A 16,877-nucleotide genomic window follows, 5' to 3' on the forward strand; every position below is an offset into this window, starting at 1 on the left:
GACAAGCCAGCTCCTGCAGGGCGGGCGGTTTGTTATTTATGGAATCTGCACGCCTTCGGCCAGCAGCATATCGATCAGGCGAATCAGCGGCAGGCCGATCAGGCTGGTGGCGTCAGGGCCTTCGGTGCTTTGAAACAGGCTCACCCCCAACCCTTCGGCCTTGAAGCTGCCAGCGCAGTCATAGGGTTGTTCGGCGCGCAGGTAGCGTTCGATGCGCGCGGTATCGAGTGGGCGCATATGTACGGTGAACGGCACACAGTCGACCTGACAGTCGCCCGTCTGGCTGTTGAGCAGGGCCAGGCCGGTCAGGAAGGTGACACTGGCACCGCTTGCGGCCAGGAGCTGCTCCCGGGCCTTGTCGAACGTATGGGGCTTGCCGATGATCCGCTCGCCCAGCACGGCGACCTGGTCGGAACCGATGATCAGGTGATCGCGATGGCTATCGGCCAGTGCGCGGGCCTTGGCCTCGGCGAGGCGTTTTACCAGCTCGATCGCGGACTCTTCCGGGCGATGGCTTTCGTCGATATCCGGTGAGCTGCAGGTAAACGGCAGCTGCAGGCGGGCCAGCAACTCCCGGCGATAAACCGAGCTTGAAGCGAGTAATAAAGGCAGCATGCGCATCTCCATAAGGCAGGTGCGAATTCTAACGAGGTGACCAAGTGACGGACAGGGCTGAATTTCCTTTGACATGCCCGGGGGCATCCCTATAATGCTGCGCCTATGTTGAATGACCCGATTCCACCTCACGTTGACCCGCGCAAATTGGCTGACCGTGGCACCACCCTTCAAGGTGAACTGCTGCTGGCCGATTTGGAGAGACTCTGCGACCCGCTTTCCGATACTGTCGGTACGGTGCAGGCTAAATTCGTTTTTGAACGAGATGAACGTAAGTCTGTGGTCATCCACAGCTTTATCGACACCGAGGTCAAAATGGTTTGCCAGCGTTGTCTTGAGCTGGTCACCCTGCCGATCCATAGCGAATGCAGTTATGCTGTGGTGAAGGAGGGTGCGAATACCCAGTCGTTGCCGAAAGGTTATGACGTGCTGGAACTGGGCGAAGATCCATTGGATCTGCAGTCACTGATCGAGGAGGAGCTTCTGCTCGCCTTGCCCATTGTGCCTGCTCATCATCCGGAAGAATGCCAGCAGCCGGCGGGTCTCGATGAGCCCGAACCGAGCGAGGACGAGGTAACGCGGTCCAACCCGTTCAGTGTATTGGCGCAGTTAAAGCGTGACCCAAACGTTTAGGAGTTAATCAATTATGGCTGTTCAGCAGAACAAAAAATCCCGCTCTGCCCGTGACATGCGTCGTTCGCACGACGCCCTGACGGCAAGCACGCTGTCTGTAGAAAAAACCACCGGTGAAGTTCACCTGCGTCACCACGTATCGCCAGAAGGCGTATACCGTGGCCGTAAAGTGATCGACAAGGGCGCTGACGAGTAATCCTTGTCCGCTCAAGTCATCGCGATTGACGCAATGGGCGGGGACTTCGGTCCCCGCAGCATTGTCCAGGCCAGCCTTGCTTGTCTGAATGCCACGCCCTCGTTACACCTGACCCTTGTCGGTCAACCCTCACTCCTTGAAGAATTGCTCTCTGGCCAATCGGCTGTGGATCGCGCGCGCCTGTCGATTGTGCCGGCGAGCGAAGTCATCACCATGGACGAAAAACCGGCCCAGGCCTTGCGTGGCAAGCCTGATTCGTCGATGCGCGTGGCGCTGGAGTTGTTGCGCGATGGCAAGGTCCAGGCCTGCGTCAGTGCCGGCAACACCGGCGCGTTGATGGCGTTGTCGCGATTTGTGCTCAAGACCCTGCCGGGCATCGATCGGCCGGCCATGGTGGCGGCGATTCCGACACAGAAGGGTTACTGCCAGTTGCTCGATCTGGGTGCCAACGTCGATTGCAGTGCCGAGCATCTGTTGCAGTTTGCGGTGATGGGTTCGGTCGCGGCAGAAACCCTGGGTATCGTTCGTCCTCGGGTCGCGTTGCTGAATATCGGTACCGAAGATATCAAGGGCAATCAACAGGTCAAGCTGGCAGCGACCTTGTTGCAGAGCGCCCGCGGCATCAACTACATCGGTTTTGTCGAGGGTGACGGTCTGTACCGCGGCGAGGCGGATGTGGTGGTGTGTGACGGGTTTGTCGGCAACATCCTGCTCAAGTCCAGCGAAGGCCTGGCGACCATGATTGCCGGGCGCATCGAAGCCCTGTTCAAAAAAAACCTTGCATCAAAAGTAGTTGGCGCCATGGCGCTGCCGCTGATGAAGCGGCTGCAAGCCGATCTGGCGCCTGCGCGGCATAATGGCGCCAGTTTCCTCGGGTTGCAGGGGATCGTCGTGAAAAGCCACGGCTCGGCCGGGGTTCAGGGCTTTCAGAGTGCCATTGCCCGGGCGTTGATCGAGATTCAGGAAAACCTGCCGGAAAGGATTCACGGTCGTCTGGAGGATTTGTTGCTTTAGGCGTTTTCGTCGGACAATGCTTAAATGTGACCGCTCGGTTAGATTGGCTATCCAATTGTCAGTTTTCTTGCGTCCCCGGGCGGGACGCCAATTCTTCGGCGACAAGATCATTAGGGGCTTGTTACATGTCTGCATCCCTCGCATTCGTCTTTCCGGGACAGGGTTCGCAGTCCCTCGGCATGCTGGCCGAGTTGGGCGCGCAACATCCGGTCGTCCTCGACACCTTCAAAGAAGCTTCCGATGCCCTGGGTTACGACCTGTGGGCACTGACCCAGCAAGGGCCGGAAGAACAACTCAATCAAACCGATAAAACCCAGCCGGCCATTTTGACCGCCTCGATCGCCTTGTGGCGTCTGTGGCTGGCTGAAGGCGGCGCGCGTCCGGCTTATGTGGCCGGTCACAGCCTGGGCGAATACAGCGCACTGGTGGCCGCAGGCAGCCTGAGCCTGGGCGACGCGGTGAAGCTGGTCGAGCGCCGCGGTCAGCTGATGCAGGAAGCCGTTCCGGCCGGGCAGGGCGGCATGGCCGCGATCCTCGGCCTGGAAGATGCCGACGTGCTGGCGGCCTGTGCCGAAGCGGCGCAAGGCGAGGTGGTCAGCGCGGTCAACTTCAATTCCCCAGGCCAGGTGGTTATCGCCGGTGCCAAGGCGGCGGTCGAGCGCGCCATCGAAGGCTGCAAGGCTCGTGGCGCCAAGCGCGCCATGCCATTGCCGGTCAGCGTGCCGTCGCACTGCGAGCTGATGCGTCCGGCAGCCGAACGTTTCGCCGAATCGATCGCTGCGATCGACTGGCAGGCACCACAGATTCCAGTGGTACAAAACGTCAGCGCCAACGTGCCGGCGGATCTGGAAACCCTCAAGCGCGATCTGCTTGAGCAGCTCTACAAGCCTGTTCGCTGGGTCGAGTCGGTCCAGGCGCTGGCTGCCAAAGGCGCGACCCAACTGGTCGAATGCGGCCCCGGCAAAGTACTGGCCGGTCTGAACAAACGCTGCGCCGAAGGCGTATCGACATCCAACCTCAATACCCCAGACGCTTTCGCTGCCGCCCGTGCAGCGCTGGCCTGAATCAGGAGAAGCTTGCATGAGTCTGCAAGGTAAAGTTGCACTGGTCACCGGTGCGAGCCGCGGTATCGGCCAGGCTATCGCCCTGGAGCTGGGTCGTCAGGGCGCCATCGTTGTCGGCACCGCGACCACCGCTTCGGGTGCCGAGCGCATCGCCGCTACGCTGAAGGAAAACGGTATTCAGGGCACTGGCCTGGAGCTCAATGTCACCAGCAATGAATCCGTCGCTGCTGTCCTGGCGAGCATTCAGGAACAGTTCGGTGCACCGGCGATCCTGGTCAACAATGCCGGCATCACCCGCGATAACCTGATGATGCGGATGAAAGACGACGAGTGGCATGACGTCGTCGATACCAATCTGAACAGTCTGTTCCGCCTGTCCAAGGGTGTTTTGCGCGGCATGACCAAGGCCCGCTGGGGACGAATTATCAGTATTGGTTCGGTTGTGGGTGCCATGGGCAACGCAGGCCAAGTAAACTACGCTGCCGCCAAGGCCGGCCTGGAAGGTTTCAGCCGTGCACTGGCCCGTGAAGTCGGTTCGCGTTCGATTACGGTAAACTCGGTGGCCCCAGGGTTCATCGACACCGATATGACCCGCGAACTGCCCGAGGCACAGCGTGAAGCCTTGCAGGCGCAGATTCCGCTGGGCCGTCTGGGACAAGCTCAAGAGATCGCGTCTGTGGTCGCTTTTCTTGCATCCGACGGTGCGGCTTACGTGACTGGGGCTACAATCCCGGTGAACGGCGGGATGTACATGAGTTAAATGTGACGGACCGTTTCAAAAAAATGTCATACGAGCTGTCTAAAATCCGTTATAAAGCTGCAATCTATTTATAGGCAGAGGGCCACCGGGTTTGAGGAGTGAAGCTTTCAGTTGAAAAACTGAAAAGTCTTTCTATACACTTACCCACTGGCCAGCTGCCTGAATTTGTCCATTAGGAGTGAAAACAAGGTATGAGCACCATCGAAGAGCGCGTCAAGAAAATCGTTGCCGAGCAACTGGGCGTTAAAGAAGAAGAAGTGGTCAACACTGCTTCCTTCGTTGAAGACCTGGGTGCTGACTCCCTTGACACCGTTGAGCTGGTGATGGCTCTGGAAGAGGAATTCGAGACCGAAATCCCTGACGAAGAAGCCGAGAAGATCACTACTGTACAAGCTGCAATCGACTACGTTACCAACCACCAGGCGTAATAGCCTGTAGTCGTTGCTTGCTGTCATGGAAAAACCGCACTGCCATCATGGCGTGCGGTTTTTTCTTTAGGCCTGATGCAAAGTCGTCATTTGAAAAAGGAGAGTGCTGTGTCGCGTAGACGCGTCGTAGTCACCGGTATGGGTATGTTGTCGCCACTGGGCACGGATGTGCCGAGCAGTTGGCAGGGCATTCTGGCTGGCCGCAGTGGCATTGGTCTGATCGAACACACCGACCTTTCTGCCTATTCCACCCGTTTTGGCGGCTCGGTAAAGGGCTTCAATGTCGAGGAATACCTGTCGGTCAAGGAAGCTCGCAAGCTTGACCTGTTCATTCAGTACGGTCTGGCCGCAGGTTTCCAGGCAGTACGCAATGCCGGCCTGGAAGTCACCGACGCCAACCGTGAACGCATCGGCGTGGCCATGGGGTCGGGTATCGGCGGACTGACCAATATCGAAGAAACCGCCCGCACGCTGCATGAGACCGGCCCACGGCGGATTTCTCCGTTTTTCGTGCCTGGCTCGATCATCAATATGATTTCCGGTTTCCTGTCGATCCATTTGGGCGCACAGGGACCCAACTACGCCATCGCCACGGCGTGTACCACCGGTACGCACTGCATCGGCATGGCGGCACGCAACATCATGTACGACGAAGCCGACGTGATGATTGCCGGCGGCGCCGAGATGGCGGCCTGCGGTCTGGGCATGGGCGGTTTTGGTGCCTCTCGCGCACTGTCGACCCGCAACGACGAGCCGACCCGCGCCAGCCGGCCATGGGACAAGGGCCGTGACGGCTTTGTGTTGTCCGATGGCGCCGGTGCGTTGGTTCTGGAAGAGCTGGAACACGCGAAGGCGCGTGGCGCGACCATCTACGCCGAGCTGATCGGTTTCGGCACCAGTGGCGACGCCTTCCACATGACTTCGCCGCCGGCTGACGGTGCGGGTGCCGCTCGCTGCATCACCAATGCCTTGCGTGACGCGAAGATCAACAGCGATCAGGTCCAGTACATCAACGCTCATGGCACCTCGACGTCGGCCGGCGACCTTGCCGAAGCCTGTGCAATCAAGTCGGTGTTCGGTGATCACGCCTACAAGCTGGCGGTCAGTTCGACCAAGTCCATGACCGGTCACCTGCTGGGTGCGGCGGGCGCGGTCGAAGCGATCTTCAGTGTGCTGGCGATCAACAGCCAGGTCGCACCGCCGACCATCAACCTCGATGAGCCGGACGAAGGCTGCGATCTCGATTTCGTGCCACACATCGCGCGTAATATGGAGATCGATGTGGTGCTGTCCAACTCCTTCGGGTTTGGCGGTACCAACGGCTCGCTGGTGTTCCGCCGGTTTGCCGACTGATGGACAGCTGGGTCGACGGTCAGCCGGCTGACGCTTTGTCGCTGAAGGATCGCGGCCTGGCTTACGGCGATGGTCTGTTCGAGACTATTGCCGTGCACAACGGCGCTCCGGTGCTGCTGGACCGGCATCTGGTGCGTTTGGCCAAGGGTTGCCAGCGCTTGGCGATCAACCTCGACCACAGTGCGCTGTGCACCGAGTTATCGAGCTATGCCCAAGCGTTGGGTGACGGCGTGCTCAAGCTGATCGTCACCCGTGGCGACGGTCTGCGCGGTTACGCACCGGATCCTTCGGCGCAGGCACGGCGCATTCTGCAAGGCAATCCTCCCGCTGCGTATCCAGTGGCGAATGCGGAGCAGGGCGTGCGTCTTTTCCCCTGCTCGACGCGCCTGTCCAGACAGCCCCTGCTCGCCGGGCTCAAACATCTGAATCGCCTTGAGCAGGTTATCGCCCGTTCCGAATGGCAAGACACTGACCACGCAGAAGGCCTCATGCTCGATCAGGTCGGTCGCGTGATCGAAGGTGTGTTCAGCAACCTGTTCCTGGTGCGCGACGGGGTATTGATCACGGCCGATCTCAAGCGCTGCGGCGTGGCCGGTGTGATGCGTGCGGAATTATTGTTTCAAGCCGAGTCATTGGCAATCCCCACGCAAATCACCGACATCAGCCTCGATCAGCTGCAATGGGCCGATGAGGTCTTTGTCTGCAACAGTGTGTATGGCGTTTGGCCGGTGCGCGCCTATGCAGCACTGAGCTGGCCGGTTGGGCCGCTCACCCGTAAACTCCAAATTATTGCCCGCGCGCTACTGGATACTTGATTCGTGAGACGTAAATTCTTGCTGCTGCTGGAAACCGGACTGGTTCTGGCGGGGCTGTGTCTGGGCGCTGGCGCCTGGAAAATCCATTCGGCGCTGCAACAGCCGCTGAATATCACCCGGGAAGAACTGCTGGAGGTGCCCAAAGGCACCACGCCGACCCGTACCCTCTATCGACTCGAAGCCGATGGCGTGATCAAGGACGCTTTTTGGCTGCGGGTTTACTGGCGCTTCAACCTCGCCCGGCAACCCTTGCACAAGGGCGAATACCGCATGCAACCCGGCATGACTGTCGAAGGGCTGATCGACCTGTGGAAGCGCGGGGAAATAGTTCAGTACAGCCTGACCCTGGTCGAAGGCTGGAATTTCCACCAGGTCCGCGCGGCCTTGGCCAAAGAAGAAAAACTCGAACAGACCCTCGCCGGTTTGAGCGATAGCCAGGTCATGGAGAAGCTCGGTCACGACGGGATTTTTCCGGAAGGCCGATTCTTCCCCGACACGTATCGCTACGTGCGTGGCATGACCGACGCCGAGCTGCTGAAGAAAGCCTACGACCGCCTCGACGAAGTCCTCGCCAAGGAGTGGGGGCAGCGCTCGGCCGACCTGCCGTACAAAGAACCTTATCAGGCGCTGATCATGGCTTCGCTGGTGGAAAAGGAAACCGGTGTGCCCCAGGAGCGCGGGCAGATCGCCGGCGTGTTTGTGCGGCGCATGGAAATTGGCATGCTGTTGCAGACCGATCCGACCGTGATCTACGGCCTCGGTGACCGTTACAACGGCAAATTGACCCGTGCCCACCTCAGGGAAGCGACCCCTTACAACACCTATATGATTTCCGGCCTGCCGCCGACGCCGATTGCGATGGTCGGGCGCGAAGCGATCCATGCTGCGCTCAACCCGGTGGCGGGCAACAGCCTCTATTTCGTTGCCCGGGGTGATGGCAGTCACGTGTTCTCCGATGATCTGGACGCCCACAACAACGCGGTGCGTGAGTTCCAGCTCAATCGCCGCGCTGACTACCGCTCCAGCCCGGCACCTGCGATCGCGCCGGAAGCGCCGGACGAGCAGATGTCGATTCCGGCTGCTTCGCCCAATATAGCTCCTGAAGCTTTGTCGCCAGTGTCGCCAGTGTTGCCGCAAGCGCCTGCTCAGGTGGCGTCACCCGGATCACCAGCGCCTGTCGATGAGCTGCCACAGGCGCCGTTACCAGCGCCGGCGCAAGAACCCGCTCAAGAACCCGCTGCCGCACCCGTGCCCGTGCCCGAGCCGGATGCGACCGCGCCGCAAAGCCCGCAATGACTCTGACTAAGGACTGCCTGTGACTGGCTTGTTTATTACCCTGGAAGGGCCGGAAGGCGCCGGCAAGAGCACCAACCGCGAATACCTGGCAGAGCGCCTGCGCGCCGCCGGTATCGAGGTGGTGCTGACCCGCGAGCCGGGTGGTACGCCGTTGGCCGAGCGGATCCGCGAGGTGCTGCTGGCGCCCGTCGACGAAGTCATGAACCCCGACACCGAATTGCTGTTGGTGTTCGCCGCGCGAGCCCAGCATCTGGCCGAGGTGATTCGCCCGGGGCTGGCCCGTGGTGCCGTGGTCCTGTGCGATCGCTTTACCGATTCGACCTACGCCTATCAGGGCGGCGGTCGCGGATTGTCGCTGGAGCGCATCGCGACCCTGGAAACCTTTGTCCAGGGCGACCTGCGCCCGGACCTGACGCTGATTTTCGATCTGCCGGTTGAAGTGGGCCTGGCGCGGGCCAGCGCTCGCGGTCGTCTGGATCGCTTCGAACTTGAAGGCCGGACTTTTTTCGATGCGGTGCGCAGTGCCTTTCTCAAGCGTGCTGAAGCGGACCCGGCGCGTTATGTGCTGGTCGATGCCGCCCAGCCGCTGGCGCACGTGCAGCTTGCGCTGGATGCCTTGCTCCCGCGTTTGCTGGAGTTGACCCGTGGCTGAAGCCTATCCGTGGCAGGACAGCCTCTGGCAGCAGTTGGTCGGGCGCAAGCAGCATGCTCACGCCTATCTGCTGCATGGCCCGGCCGGGATCGGCAAGCGCGCGCTGGCCGAGCGCTTGATGGCCAGTTTGCTGTGCCAGCGGCCGACCGCGCAGGGCGCTTGCGGCGAATGCAAATCCTGCCTGTTGCTCAAGGCCGGCAGCCACCCCGACAACTACATCCTGGAACCGGAAGAAGCGGACAAGGCGATCAAGGTCGATCAGGTTCGCGAATTGGTCGGCTTCGTGGTCCAGACCGCGCAGATGGGCGGCCGCAAGGTGGTGCTGATCGAGCCGGCCGAGGCGATGAACGTCAACGCCGCCAATGCCTTGCTCAAAAGCCTTGAAGAGCCGTCCGGCGATACCGTGTTGCTGCTGGTCAGCCACCAGACCAGTCGTTTGTTGCCGACCATCAAGAGCCGCTGCCAGCAGCAGGCGTGTCCGCTGCCCAGTGAGGCGATGAGTCTGGCGTGGCTGGCGAAGGCCCTGCCGGACTGTTCGCCAGAGGAACGCGTCGAGTTGCTGACACTCGCCGCCGGGTCCCCATTGGCCGCGGTCAAGTTGCAGGCCCGGGGTGTACGCGAACAGCGGGCGCTGGTGGTCGACGGCGTGAAGAAATTGCTCAAGCAGCAACAGTCGCCGACCCAGCTGGCCGAAGAATGGAAAACCATACCGCAGTTGCTGTTGTTCGACTGGTTCTGCGACTGGTCGAGCCTGATCCTGCGCTACCAGTTGACCCAGGATGAAGAAGGTCTGGGCCTGACCGACATGCGCAAGGTCATTCAATACCTCGCGCAGAAAGCCGCGCAGGACAAAGTGCTCGCCATTCAGGACTGGATTCTCACCCAGCGTCAGAAAGTGATGAACAAAGCGAACCTGAATCCGGCGCTGTTGCTGGAGGCGCTATTGGTGCAATGGGCGTCCTTGCCTGGCCAGAAGTGACCGTTCGCGCCTAGACTCTGAACATCAGCCGTGGAGATCAGTATGAATGAAGCCGTCAATCCGGGGCCGCGCAACGGCATCTTGTCCCTGACGATCAAGGACAAATCCGTGCTGTATGCGGCTTACATGCCATTTATCAAGAACGGCGGCCTGTTTATCCCAACCAACAAAAGCTACAAGTTGGGCGATGAGGTCTTCATGCTGCTGAACCTGATGGACGAGCCGGAAAAAATCCCGGTCGCCGGCAAGGTCACCTGGATCACCCCCAAAGGTGCCCAGGGCAACCGGGCCGCGGGGGTCGGTGTACAATTCAATGACGGCGACAATACCGCACGCAGTCGAATCGAAACCCATCTGGCCGGAGCCCTGAAGTCCGACCGTCCTACCCATACGATGTAAGTTGCAGCCCTTTTATGCTCGTAGATTCTCATTGTCACCTTGATCGCCTCGACCTCGCCGCCCACGACGGATCTCTGGATGCCGCGCTCGATGCCGCCCGCCAGCGCGGGGTGGGTCACTTTCTGTGTATCGGCGTCAGCGTCGACAACGCCGCCGACGTCAAAGCCCTGGCTGAGCGATACGACGACGTCGACTGTTCGGTGGGCGTGCATCCGCTGGATGTGCAACCCGGTGCGGCGCCAGCGCTGGAGTGGTTGCTGCAGGAACTGAACCACCCGCGAGTGGTGGCGATCGGTGAAACCGGCCTGGATTATCACTACGAGCCGGAAGCGGCCGAGTTGCAGCAGGCGTCGTTTCGCCTGCACCTGCAAGCGGCGCAGCAGACCGGCAAGCCGGTGATCATCCACACCCGAGGCGCCCGTGCCGACACCTTGAGTCTGTTGCGTGAAGCGGCGCTGCCTCAGGCGGGCGTCCTGCATTGCTTCACTGAAGATTGGGATATGGCGAAGGCAGCGCTGGACATGGGTTATTACATTTCCCTGTCCGGGATTGTCACGTTTCGCAATGCCGACGCGTTGCGCGACGTGGCGAGCAAGGTTCCAGCCGATCGCTTGCTGGTGGAAACCGACTCACCGTACCTGGCGCCGATCCCTTATCGTGGCAAGCCGAACCTGCCACAGTATGTGCGGGAAGTGGCAGAGTTTCTGGCGATGTTGCGCGGTGAGCCCTATGAGCGGTTTGCCGAGCAGACCACGGAGAACTTCAAGCGGTTATTCCCGTTGGCGCATGTGAAATCAGTTTAGGGTTCAAAGCCGCCTTCGCGAGCAGGCTCGCCCCCCGCAAGGTCAAATTGCAGGCAAAAAAAACCCGGGTTCTGGGGGGTGAATCCGGGTTAAGACCATTAGGAGTAAAACAAAGGCACGCGGTCCGTTGGTACCTATATCGGCGCGACACTTGGGGGAGATGCCTCGCCGACAGTTGAAGTATTGATCAGTATCGCGCCGAGTCCAGTTTACCAGAGCGAATTTTTAAACAATTTTGGAATACGCCCGCTTCGGAAGCGTTCTCATCAACTGGCAATCGGCGAGAAATCATCATGAAACATAGATATGGTCGGATGATCCGTGCATTTTGGCGCAAGTTAGGCATAATACGCGGCTTCGAATTTTGACCCCTACAGACCTTTTCTTATGCATAAAGAACCTCGTAAGGTCCGTGAGTTTCGTCGCCGCGAGCAAGAAATTCTCGATACCGCGCTCAAGCTGTTCCTCGACCAGGGTGAAGACAGTGTCACCGTCGAGATGATCGCTGATGCCGTCGGTATCGGCAAAGGCACGATCTACAAGCACTTCAAGTCCAAGGCGGAGATCTATCTGCGCCTGATGCTCGATTACGAGCGCGATTTGAACGAGCTGTTGCATTCGGCCGATGTCGACAAGGACAAGGAGGCGCTGTCCCGGGCCTATTTCGAATTCCGCATGCGTGACCCGCAACGCTATCGGTTGTTCGACCGCCTGGAAGAAAAGGTGGTCAAGGGCAACCAGGTGCCGGAGATGGTCGAGGAACTGCACAAGATTCGCGCCTCGAACTTCGAGCGCCTGACCCTGCTGATCAAGGGCCGGATCAGCGAAGGCAAACTCGAAGACGTGCCACCTTACTTTCATTACTGCGCGTCCTGGGCGCTGGTGCACGGTGCCGTGGCGCTGTATCACTCGCCGTTCTGGAGCAATGTGCTGGAAGATCAGGAAGGCTTCTTCCAGTTCCTGATGGACATCGGCGTGCGCATGGGCAACAAACGCAAGCGCGATACCGACACCCCAGGCAGCTGAGCCATTCAGTCGCCTTATGGCGCCATGATTTAGCTACATGGTGCAGTACCTCAGGAATATACTCAGGCATAGGACTTGCTAAAACTTGATTTGTGAGTCAAGTTTTGCACGTCCGAATTTCCTTTTGCCGGAGTGATCATGATCGTTGACCGTCAAGGCAGGCGTTTTCGCAATCTGCGTATCAGTCTGACCTCAGCCTGCAATTATGCTTGTACCTACTGCGTGCCCAACGGCAAGCGATTGGTGGCTGCGCAGGATGAATTGTCGGCCGAAGCGATGGCACGGGGTGTTGCCTATCTGATTGAAGCTGCAGGTATCGAGCGCTTGCGCATTACTGGCGGTGAACCGCTGGTGAGCCCGAAACTCGAAGCCTTCATGACGGCTGTCGGGCAGCTGGGCCTCGAAGACATCAGCCTGACCACCAATGGCCAATTACTGGCCAGGAAGCTACCGCTGCTGGTGGACGCTGGAATTCATCGCATCAACGTTTCCCTCGACACCTTGGATGCCAGTGCATTCCGCAGCATCGCCCGTGGCGGCGATCTGGCGACTGTGCTCGACGGCATGGACCAGGCCAGCGCCGCCGGGATGAAAATCAAGGTCAACATGGTGCCGCTGCGCGGGCAGAACTTCGATCAGGTGATGCCGCTGCTCGATTACTGCCTGGAACGCGGCTATGAGTTGCGTTTCATCGAGCTGATGCGCATGGGCCACCTGGCCAGCGACTCCAATGCCTTCCTGCAGCAGTTCGTCAGTCTTGCGCAGTTGCTGAGCCTGATCGGCGAGCGTTACGAATACCTGCAGGCCGATGCCCCCGTCGACGCCACGGCGGTGCGCTACGAGGTTCCGGGGCAGGGCTATTTTGGCGTGATCGCCAATGAAAGCGTGCCGTTCTGCCGGACCTGTTCACGGCTGCGTCTGTCGTCGACTGGCTGGCTGCATGGCTGCCTGTCATCGAGTAACCGGCACTATGTCGGTGATCTGCTCGACAAACCTCGTCATCAGGCATTGCCGGCGTTGCAGCGATTGCTGGTGAAGGCTTTGGGGGACAAGCAGGAAGTAGCGTTCTCCGGTGGCGCGACCATCATGAAGATCATCGGCGGCTGATCCGGCCCCTTCGCGGGCAAGCCTCGCTCCTACAGGGATTAGCACGAACTGTAGGAGCGAGGCTTGCCCGCGATGGCGTCGGATCAGGCGACGCTACTCCCGGACTGGCGCGGAAGCTGCATCAAAAACCCATTCGCCGGTTTTCCGTCACCGGCCTCCGGAGAGAAGGATGCGTAGCCTGGTTTTGCTGCTGGCCGTTTTAGCGCTCGGTGGCTGCATGAATGTCAGCGACATGGCCGAAGGCACTCGCTACCACATGAGCGACGCGGGCCTGCTCGACCATAGCGACAGCCTCCGCGCCAATAATCTGCGCATTCAGCCGGACTCCTTCGTCTACATCGCCCAAGGCGCCTTCGCACCACCGGGCAGTGCCTATCCGCGACCCAATGTGATAGCCGAAGTCGCCTTCGATGGCTTTATCGAATACTTCCCGATGGTGCGCCGTGCCCGCATGCCCGAAGGTCTCGACCAGGCCATGCGGGACGCCCGTGCCGCCGGTGCGCATTACCTGCTCTATACCCGCTTCGCCAAGTCCGACGATCGTATCGGCAACTCGGACGAATGGCTCGACCAGGAAGCTGTGGATCGACTCGGTATCGACAGTGGCGTCATTCAGATCATGTTGATCGAGACCAGCACCCAGTATTTGATTGATACTGCACGTATCAAGAGTCGTGGCGGTTTGCTGACGTTCCACGACACCAAGCCGGAAGACCTGATGGGCCCGCCGCTGGAGCACTATGCTCGTAGCTTGCTGGGGCTCAGCGACCAGTAACTCAAAAGGAGAACGCCATGAGTGGCCCGCAAAAAGCCAACGACCTGTTGGGGCAAATCCCCAAAACCAAAGGCTTGCCACCGGTTCACCTGTGGAATCCCGACTTCTGCGGCGACATCGACATGCGCATCGCCCGCGACGGCACCTGGTATTACCTGGGTACGCCGATCGGGCGCAAGCCGATGGTCAAGCTGTTCTCCACCATCATGCGCCGCGATGGCGATGACTACTTCCTCATCACCCCTGTCGAGAAAGTCGGGATCAAGGTCGACGATGCGCCTTTCGTGGCGATTGCCGTGGAGGTGGAAGGCGAGGGTGAGGCGCAGGTCTTGCGCTTCACCACCAATGTCGAGGAAACCGCCGAGGCCGGTGCCGAACACCCGATGCGGGTAGTGATCGACCCGGTGACGCAAGAGCCGGCCCCCTACGTACATGTGCGCACCAACCTTGAAGCGCTGATCCACCGCAATGTGTTCTATCAGTTGGTGGAACTGGCGGTGACTCGGGAGATCGGCGGGCAGCGCTGGTTGGGTGTGTGGAGTGGTGGCGAGTTCTTCCCCATCGGTCTGGAGCCGTAACACATCACCCCAGTAGGAGCGGCGGTGCGACGATTCGACTTGCCCGCGAAAGCGTCGGCACATCCAACATTCATGTGTCAGACAGACCGCTTTCGCGAGCAAGCCCGCTCCCACATTTGACCGAGTTCTTCCTGAAGAAATGCGATCGAAGGTGGGAGCGGGCTTGCTCGCGAAGGGGCCCTCAGATTCAATACAAATTCTGGCCTTACCCAGTCTTGCGCAACGCCTCGATCAACTCCTGCTTGCGCATGCTCGACCTCCCCGGAATGTTCTTCGCCGTGGCTTCCTTCCTCAAGCTGTCCACGGTCTGGGTATCGCGCGAAGCTTTGCTGTTACGCGAATGACCTTCACGACTGGCCACTGCGCGTCGGGAGGATTCCTTGCGATCTTCGGACTTGGCACTCGCCGGTTTCTTGCGCCCGGAACCCCCGCTGCGCTCACCGCCGCCCGACTGCTTGTTGACCGTCGCCCAGGCGCGAGCTTCTGCTTCATCTTTGGAGACACCTTTTTTCTCGTAGCTGTCTTCAATGTGCTCGGCCTTGCGCTTCTGTTCGGCGGTGTACTTGTCTTTGCTTCCACGAGGCATGGGATTTCTCCTGATGCTCGCAGGAGCTGTCGCAGGCTGCGATCTTTTGCCGTTGATGCTCGAGGGTCAAACGATCGCAGGCTTCGCCAGCTCCTGCATAACGTTTAGATGTCCAGCTTGCGCGCTGCTTCAACCCCGGCGGCACTGAGTTTGATCGGCAGGTTCAGCGAGTGCTCACCGGCTTCGTTGCAGCTCACATGACCGTGTTGGATCAACCCGCGTTCCTGCAGCGTGGCGAGGGTGCTGGCCACGACTTTCTCCCCTCGGTAATTGTCCAGGACCTCCTTGCCCAAGCCATTCGGATGGGCGTGCAGCAGGCGGGTCAGGACTTCTTTTTCAAGGTTTTTGTCGACGTTCATGCTTACCTCTTCATGCAGGTGGATAAGTCGCTCGCGTGGGCGAACTAACTATTGGCGGACACCACCTTCGGAGCCGGAACCACCGGTGGTGGTTTTCGAGCCGACGCCGGTGTCGGCGCGTTGTCGGGTGTCCGGGTGTCCGGCTGGTTCATGTCACCTTGTCGGCCCGCGTGGTTGCCCTGAGTCCTTACCTGATATTGGTCCGTCCCCGATTTGGATTGGTGCCTGATGAGCGACGAACGGTTCAACCCGGCAGAAGAGCTTTTGCGGCGAGGGCGCTTGCTCCCTCGCCACAACCCGCGCGGCGACTTAGTATGGCGTTTTCAATTTTGACGAAGGCACGTCCATGACCATCGAGATACGCCCGGCGACCCCCAGCGATGCACCGCAAATCCTCGGGTTCATCACTGAGCTGGCCGACTACGAACGTGCCCGGCACGAAGTCATCGCCAGTGTCGCCGACATCGAGCGCAGCCTGTTCAGCGAAGGCGCCACGGCCCACGGTCTGATCTGCCTGCGCAATGGAACGCCAATCGGTTTCGCGGTGTTTTTCTTCAGCTATTCCACCTGGCTCGGCAGCAACTGCCTGTACCTCGAAGACCTCTACATCACCCCGGAACAGCGCGGTGGCGGCGCGGGCAAGACTTTGCTGCGCCATCTGGCAAAAATCGCCTGCGCCAATGATTGCGGGCGATTCGAGTGGAGCGTGCTGGACTGGAACAAACAGGCGATCGAATTTTACAAATCCCTTGGCGCGCAGCCGCAAGAAGAGTGGGTGCGGTATCGGATGGATGGGGCGGTGTTGAGGGGGTTCGCTTCGGGTAATTGATCGCACGCGGCAGCTCCTGCACGGTTCGTGAACGACCGCAAAATTGTGGCGTGCATCGAATGTGCAGGAGCTGGCGGAGGCTGCGATCTTTTGGGCGCAACGGCCCGGAAATGCGTTCGCGGATCGGCCACCGCATGCCGTTGGCGCGTACCGGGATCGGCAAGGCGCTGATGCTGGATGACAGGCAGGAAGAATGGCAGCGTCTGTACGAAGTCAGCCTGCCGGCAGGAGGGAAAAATCAATTCTGGCCGCAGCACCCGGAGCAGTCCTGGGAGCAGGTTGAGCCGCGCATGCTCGAGTATGTTGCGGGCGGTTACGCTTTCGATCTGGAAGACAACGAACCGTCGATCCGCTGTGTGGAACGGCTGCTGCGTTGCTGGTGGCCGAAGGGTTGGGCGTGGCACAGGTGGCGCATCGGGTGGGGTATCAGAGCACGTCGCAGTTCAGTCGCGAGTACAAGCGCTACTTCGAGCGCAGTCCCGGCGACGAACGCGCCGCCTGATCCACCACAGATCCCCTGTGGGAGCGGGCTTGCTCGCGAAAGCGGTGTGTCAGTCAACATCAATGTTGGATGATAAACCGTCTTCGCGAGCAAGCCCGCTCCCACAGT

At 59.9% G+C, this 16,877-nt stretch carries 21 protein-coding genes and 2 pseudogenes; 20 read left to right on the forward strand and 3 right to left on the reverse strand.

The window, feature by feature from the left end; genetic code table 11:
• Positions 1-36 precede the first annotated feature (36 nt).
• A complete protein-coding gene (locus F8N80_RS10535) occupies positions 37-615 on the reverse strand; it encodes a Maf family protein (protein WP_150744421.1) in 579 nt (192 codons plus the stop codon).
• A gap of 105 nt (positions 616-720) precedes the next feature.
• On the opposite strand from F8N80_RS10535, the gene F8N80_RS10540 reads away from it, so the two are divergent.
• The 17 genes from F8N80_RS10540 (at position 721) to F8N80_RS10620 (ending at position 14,493) form a co-directional block, all read left to right on the forward strand.
• Complete coding sequence (locus F8N80_RS10540; protein ID WP_004371317.1) at positions 721-1,248, forward strand: YceD family protein; 528 nt, start codon at positions 721-723, stop codon at positions 1,246-1,248.
• A gap of 13 nt (positions 1,249-1,261) precedes the next feature.
• Positions 1,262-1,444: a 50S ribosomal protein L32 gene (gene rpmF, locus F8N80_RS10545; protein ID WP_004371305.1), complete on the forward strand. Its 183-nt coding sequence runs from the start codon at positions 1,262-1,264 to the stop codon at positions 1,442-1,444.
• Between the two features lie 3 nt (positions 1,445-1,447).
• Positions 1,448-2,458, forward strand: coding sequence for a phosphate acyltransferase PlsX (gene plsX, locus F8N80_RS10550; protein WP_150744422.1), 1,011 nt, complete (start codon positions 1,448-1,450; stop codon positions 2,456-2,458).
• A gap of 125 nt (positions 2,459-2,583) precedes the next feature.
• A complete protein-coding gene (fabD, locus tag F8N80_RS10555; RefSeq protein WP_150783823.1) occupies positions 2,584-3,522 on the forward strand; it encodes an ACP S-malonyltransferase in 939 nt (312 codons plus the stop codon).
• A gap of 16 nt (positions 3,523-3,538) precedes the next feature.
• Positions 3,539-4,282 (forward strand): 3-oxoacyl-ACP reductase FabG, encoded by a 744-nt coding sequence (gene fabG / locus F8N80_RS10560; protein ID WP_150744424.1) that lies wholly within the window; start codon positions 3,539-3,541, stop codon positions 4,280-4,282.
• Between the two features lie 191 nt (positions 4,283-4,473).
• Positions 4,474-4,710 (forward strand): acyl carrier protein, encoded by a 237-nt coding sequence (gene acpP, locus F8N80_RS10565; protein WP_003442511.1) that lies wholly within the window; start codon positions 4,474-4,476, stop codon positions 4,708-4,710.
• Positions 4,711-4,818: 108 nt separating this feature from the next.
• Positions 4,819-6,063, forward strand: a complete 1,245-nt coding sequence (fabF, locus tag F8N80_RS10570) for a beta-ketoacyl-ACP synthase II (protein WP_150744425.1) — start codon at positions 4,819-4,821, stop codon at positions 6,061-6,063.
• Entirely contained in the window at positions 6,063-6,878 is an 816-nt protein-coding gene (pabC, locus tag F8N80_RS10575; RefSeq protein WP_150744426.1) for an aminodeoxychorismate lyase, read from the forward strand. Before fabF ends, pabC begins: the two co-directional genes overlap by 1 nt.
• 3 nt (positions 6,879-6,881) lie before the next feature.
• Entirely contained in the window at positions 6,882-8,174 is a 1,293-nt protein-coding gene (gene mltG / locus F8N80_RS10580) for an endolytic transglycosylase MltG (protein ID WP_150744427.1), read from the forward strand.
• 19 nt (positions 8,175-8,193) lie between these two features.
• Complete coding sequence (tmk, locus tag F8N80_RS10585) at positions 8,194-8,826, forward strand: dTMP kinase (RefSeq protein WP_150744428.1); 633 nt, start codon at positions 8,194-8,196, stop codon at positions 8,824-8,826.
• The gene (locus F8N80_RS10590) at positions 8,819-9,805 is read left to right on the forward strand and encodes a DNA polymerase III subunit delta' (protein WP_150744429.1); all 987 of its coding nucleotides are present in this window, start codon (positions 8,819-8,821) and stop codon (positions 9,803-9,805) included. The genes tmk and F8N80_RS10590 overlap by 8 nt, the downstream gene beginning before the upstream one ends.
• 42 nt (positions 9,806-9,847) lie before the next feature.
• Positions 9,848-10,204 carry a PilZ domain-containing protein gene (locus F8N80_RS10595; protein ID WP_150744430.1) on the forward strand — a complete coding sequence of 119 codons (357 nt, stop codon included), beginning with the start codon at positions 9,848-9,850 and terminating at the stop codon, positions 10,202-10,204.
• A 14-nt stretch (positions 10,205-10,218) separates the two neighbouring features.
• A complete protein-coding gene (locus tag F8N80_RS10600; RefSeq protein WP_150783824.1) occupies positions 10,219-11,007 on the forward strand; it encodes a TatD family hydrolase in 789 nt (262 codons plus the stop codon).
• Positions 11,008-11,394: 387 nt separating this feature from the next.
• Complete coding sequence (locus F8N80_RS10605; protein ID WP_123364802.1) at positions 11,395-12,033, forward strand: TetR/AcrR family transcriptional regulator; 639 nt, start codon at positions 11,395-11,397, stop codon at positions 12,031-12,033.
• A 138-nt stretch (positions 12,034-12,171) separates the two neighbouring features.
• The gene (locus F8N80_RS10610) at positions 12,172-13,140 is read left to right on the forward strand and encodes a GTP 3',8-cyclase MoaA (protein ID WP_150783825.1); all 969 of its coding nucleotides are present in this window, start codon (positions 12,172-12,174) and stop codon (positions 13,138-13,140) included.
• Between the two features lie 169 nt (positions 13,141-13,309).
• A complete protein-coding gene (locus F8N80_RS10615) occupies positions 13,310-13,915 on the forward strand; it encodes a DUF4823 domain-containing protein (protein ID WP_150783826.1) in 606 nt (201 codons plus the stop codon).
• Positions 13,916-13,932: 17 nt separating this feature from the next.
• Positions 13,933-14,493 (forward strand): DUF1285 domain-containing protein, encoded by a 561-nt coding sequence (locus F8N80_RS10620; protein ID WP_150744434.1) that lies wholly within the window; start codon positions 13,933-13,935, stop codon positions 14,491-14,493.
• Between the two features lie 205 nt (positions 14,494-14,698).
• Here the strand turns inward: F8N80_RS10620 and F8N80_RS10625 are convergent, their stop codons facing one another.
• Positions 14,699-15,079: a Rho termination factor N-terminal domain-containing protein gene (locus F8N80_RS10625; RefSeq protein ID WP_150744435.1), complete on the reverse strand. Its 381-nt coding sequence runs from the start codon at positions 15,077-15,079 to the stop codon at positions 14,699-14,701.
• A gap of 104 nt (positions 15,080-15,183) precedes the next feature.
• Entirely contained in the window at positions 15,184-15,438 is a 255-nt protein-coding gene (locus tag F8N80_RS10630; RefSeq protein ID WP_150744436.1) for a hypothetical protein, read from the reverse strand.
• Positions 15,439-15,784: 346 nt separating this feature from the next.
• Between F8N80_RS10630 and F8N80_RS10635 the strand changes: the two genes are divergently transcribed.
• The 3 genes and pseudogenes from F8N80_RS10635 to F8N80_RS10645 form a co-directional block, all read left to right on the forward strand.
• The gene (locus F8N80_RS10635) at positions 15,785-16,267 is read left to right on the forward strand and encodes a GNAT family N-acetyltransferase (RefSeq protein WP_150783827.1); all 483 of its coding nucleotides are present in this window, start codon (positions 15,785-15,787) and stop codon (positions 16,265-16,267) included.
• An 80-nt stretch (positions 16,268-16,347) separates the two neighbouring features.
• Positions 16,348-16,641, forward strand: a pseudogene (locus tag F8N80_RS10640) (IclR family transcriptional regulator domain-containing protein); the annotation flags it as partial.
• A pseudogene (locus F8N80_RS10645) lies at positions 16,632-16,769 on the forward strand (helix-turn-helix domain-containing protein); the annotation flags it as partial. The pseudogenes F8N80_RS10640 and F8N80_RS10645, both read left to right, overlap by 10 nt.
• Positions 16,770-16,877 lie beyond the last annotated feature (108 nt).

Origin of the sequence: Pseudomonas fluorescens (genome assembly GCF_902497995.1) — a bacterium.
Classification (GTDB): domain Bacteria; phylum Pseudomonadota; class Gammaproteobacteria; order Pseudomonadales; family Pseudomonadaceae; genus Aquipseudomonas; species Aquipseudomonas fluorescens_BK.

Bases quoted from the DNA above. Each gene is read 5' to 3' on its own strand.
- F8N80_RS10615 (WP_150783826.1), top strand. From the start codon at position 13,310: ATGCGTAGCCTGGTTTTGCTGCTGGCCGTTTTAGCGCTCGGTGGCTGC.
- F8N80_RS10595 (WP_150744430.1), top strand. From the start codon at position 9,848: ATGAATGAAGCCGTCAATCCGGGGCCGCGCAACGGCATCTTGTCCCTG.
- F8N80_RS10620 (WP_150744434.1), top strand. From the start codon at position 13,933: ATGAGTGGCCCGCAAAAAGCCAACGACCTGTTGGGGCAAATCCCCAAA.
- F8N80_RS10605 (WP_123364802.1), top strand. From the start codon at position 11,395: ATGCATAAAGAACCTCGTAAGGTCCGTGAGTTTCGTCGCCGCGAGCAA.
- F8N80_RS10635 (WP_150783827.1), top strand. From the start codon at position 15,785: ATGACCATCGAGATACGCCCGGCGACCCCCAGCGATGCACCGCAAATC.
- rpmF (WP_004371305.1), top strand. From the start codon at position 1,262: ATGGCTGTTCAGCAGAACAAAAAATCCCGCTCTGCCCGTGACATGCGT.
- F8N80_RS10625 (WP_150744435.1), bottom strand. From the start codon at position 15,079: ATGCCTCGTGGAAGCAAAGACAAGTACACCGCCGAACAGAAGCGCAAG.
- F8N80_RS10600 (WP_150783824.1), top strand. From the start codon at position 10,219: ATGCTCGTAGATTCTCATTGTCACCTTGATCGCCTCGACCTCGCCGCC.
- pabC (WP_150744426.1), top strand. From the start codon at position 6,063: ATGGACAGCTGGGTCGACGGTCAGCCGGCTGACGCTTTGTCGCTGAAG.
- acpP (WP_003442511.1), top strand. From the start codon at position 4,474: ATGAGCACCATCGAAGAGCGCGTCAAGAAAATCGTTGCCGAGCAACTG.
- F8N80_RS10630 (WP_150744436.1), bottom strand. From the start codon at position 15,438: ATGAACGTCGACAAAAACCTTGAAAAAGAAGTCCTGACCCGCCTGCTG.
- fabG (WP_150744424.1), top strand. From the start codon at position 3,539: ATGAGTCTGCAAGGTAAAGTTGCACTGGTCACCGGTGCGAGCCGCGGT.
- F8N80_RS10540 (WP_004371317.1), top strand. From the start codon at position 721: ATGTTGAATGACCCGATTCCACCTCACGTTGACCCGCGCAAATTGGCT.
- F8N80_RS10535 (WP_150744421.1), bottom strand. From the start codon at position 615: ATGCTGCCTTTATTACTCGCTTCAAGCTCGGTTTATCGCCGGGAGTTG.
- fabD (WP_150783823.1), top strand. From the start codon at position 2,584: ATGTCTGCATCCCTCGCATTCGTCTTTCCGGGACAGGGTTCGCAGTCC.
- F8N80_RS10610 (WP_150783825.1), top strand. From the start codon at position 12,172: ATGATCGTTGACCGTCAAGGCAGGCGTTTTCGCAATCTGCGTATCAGT.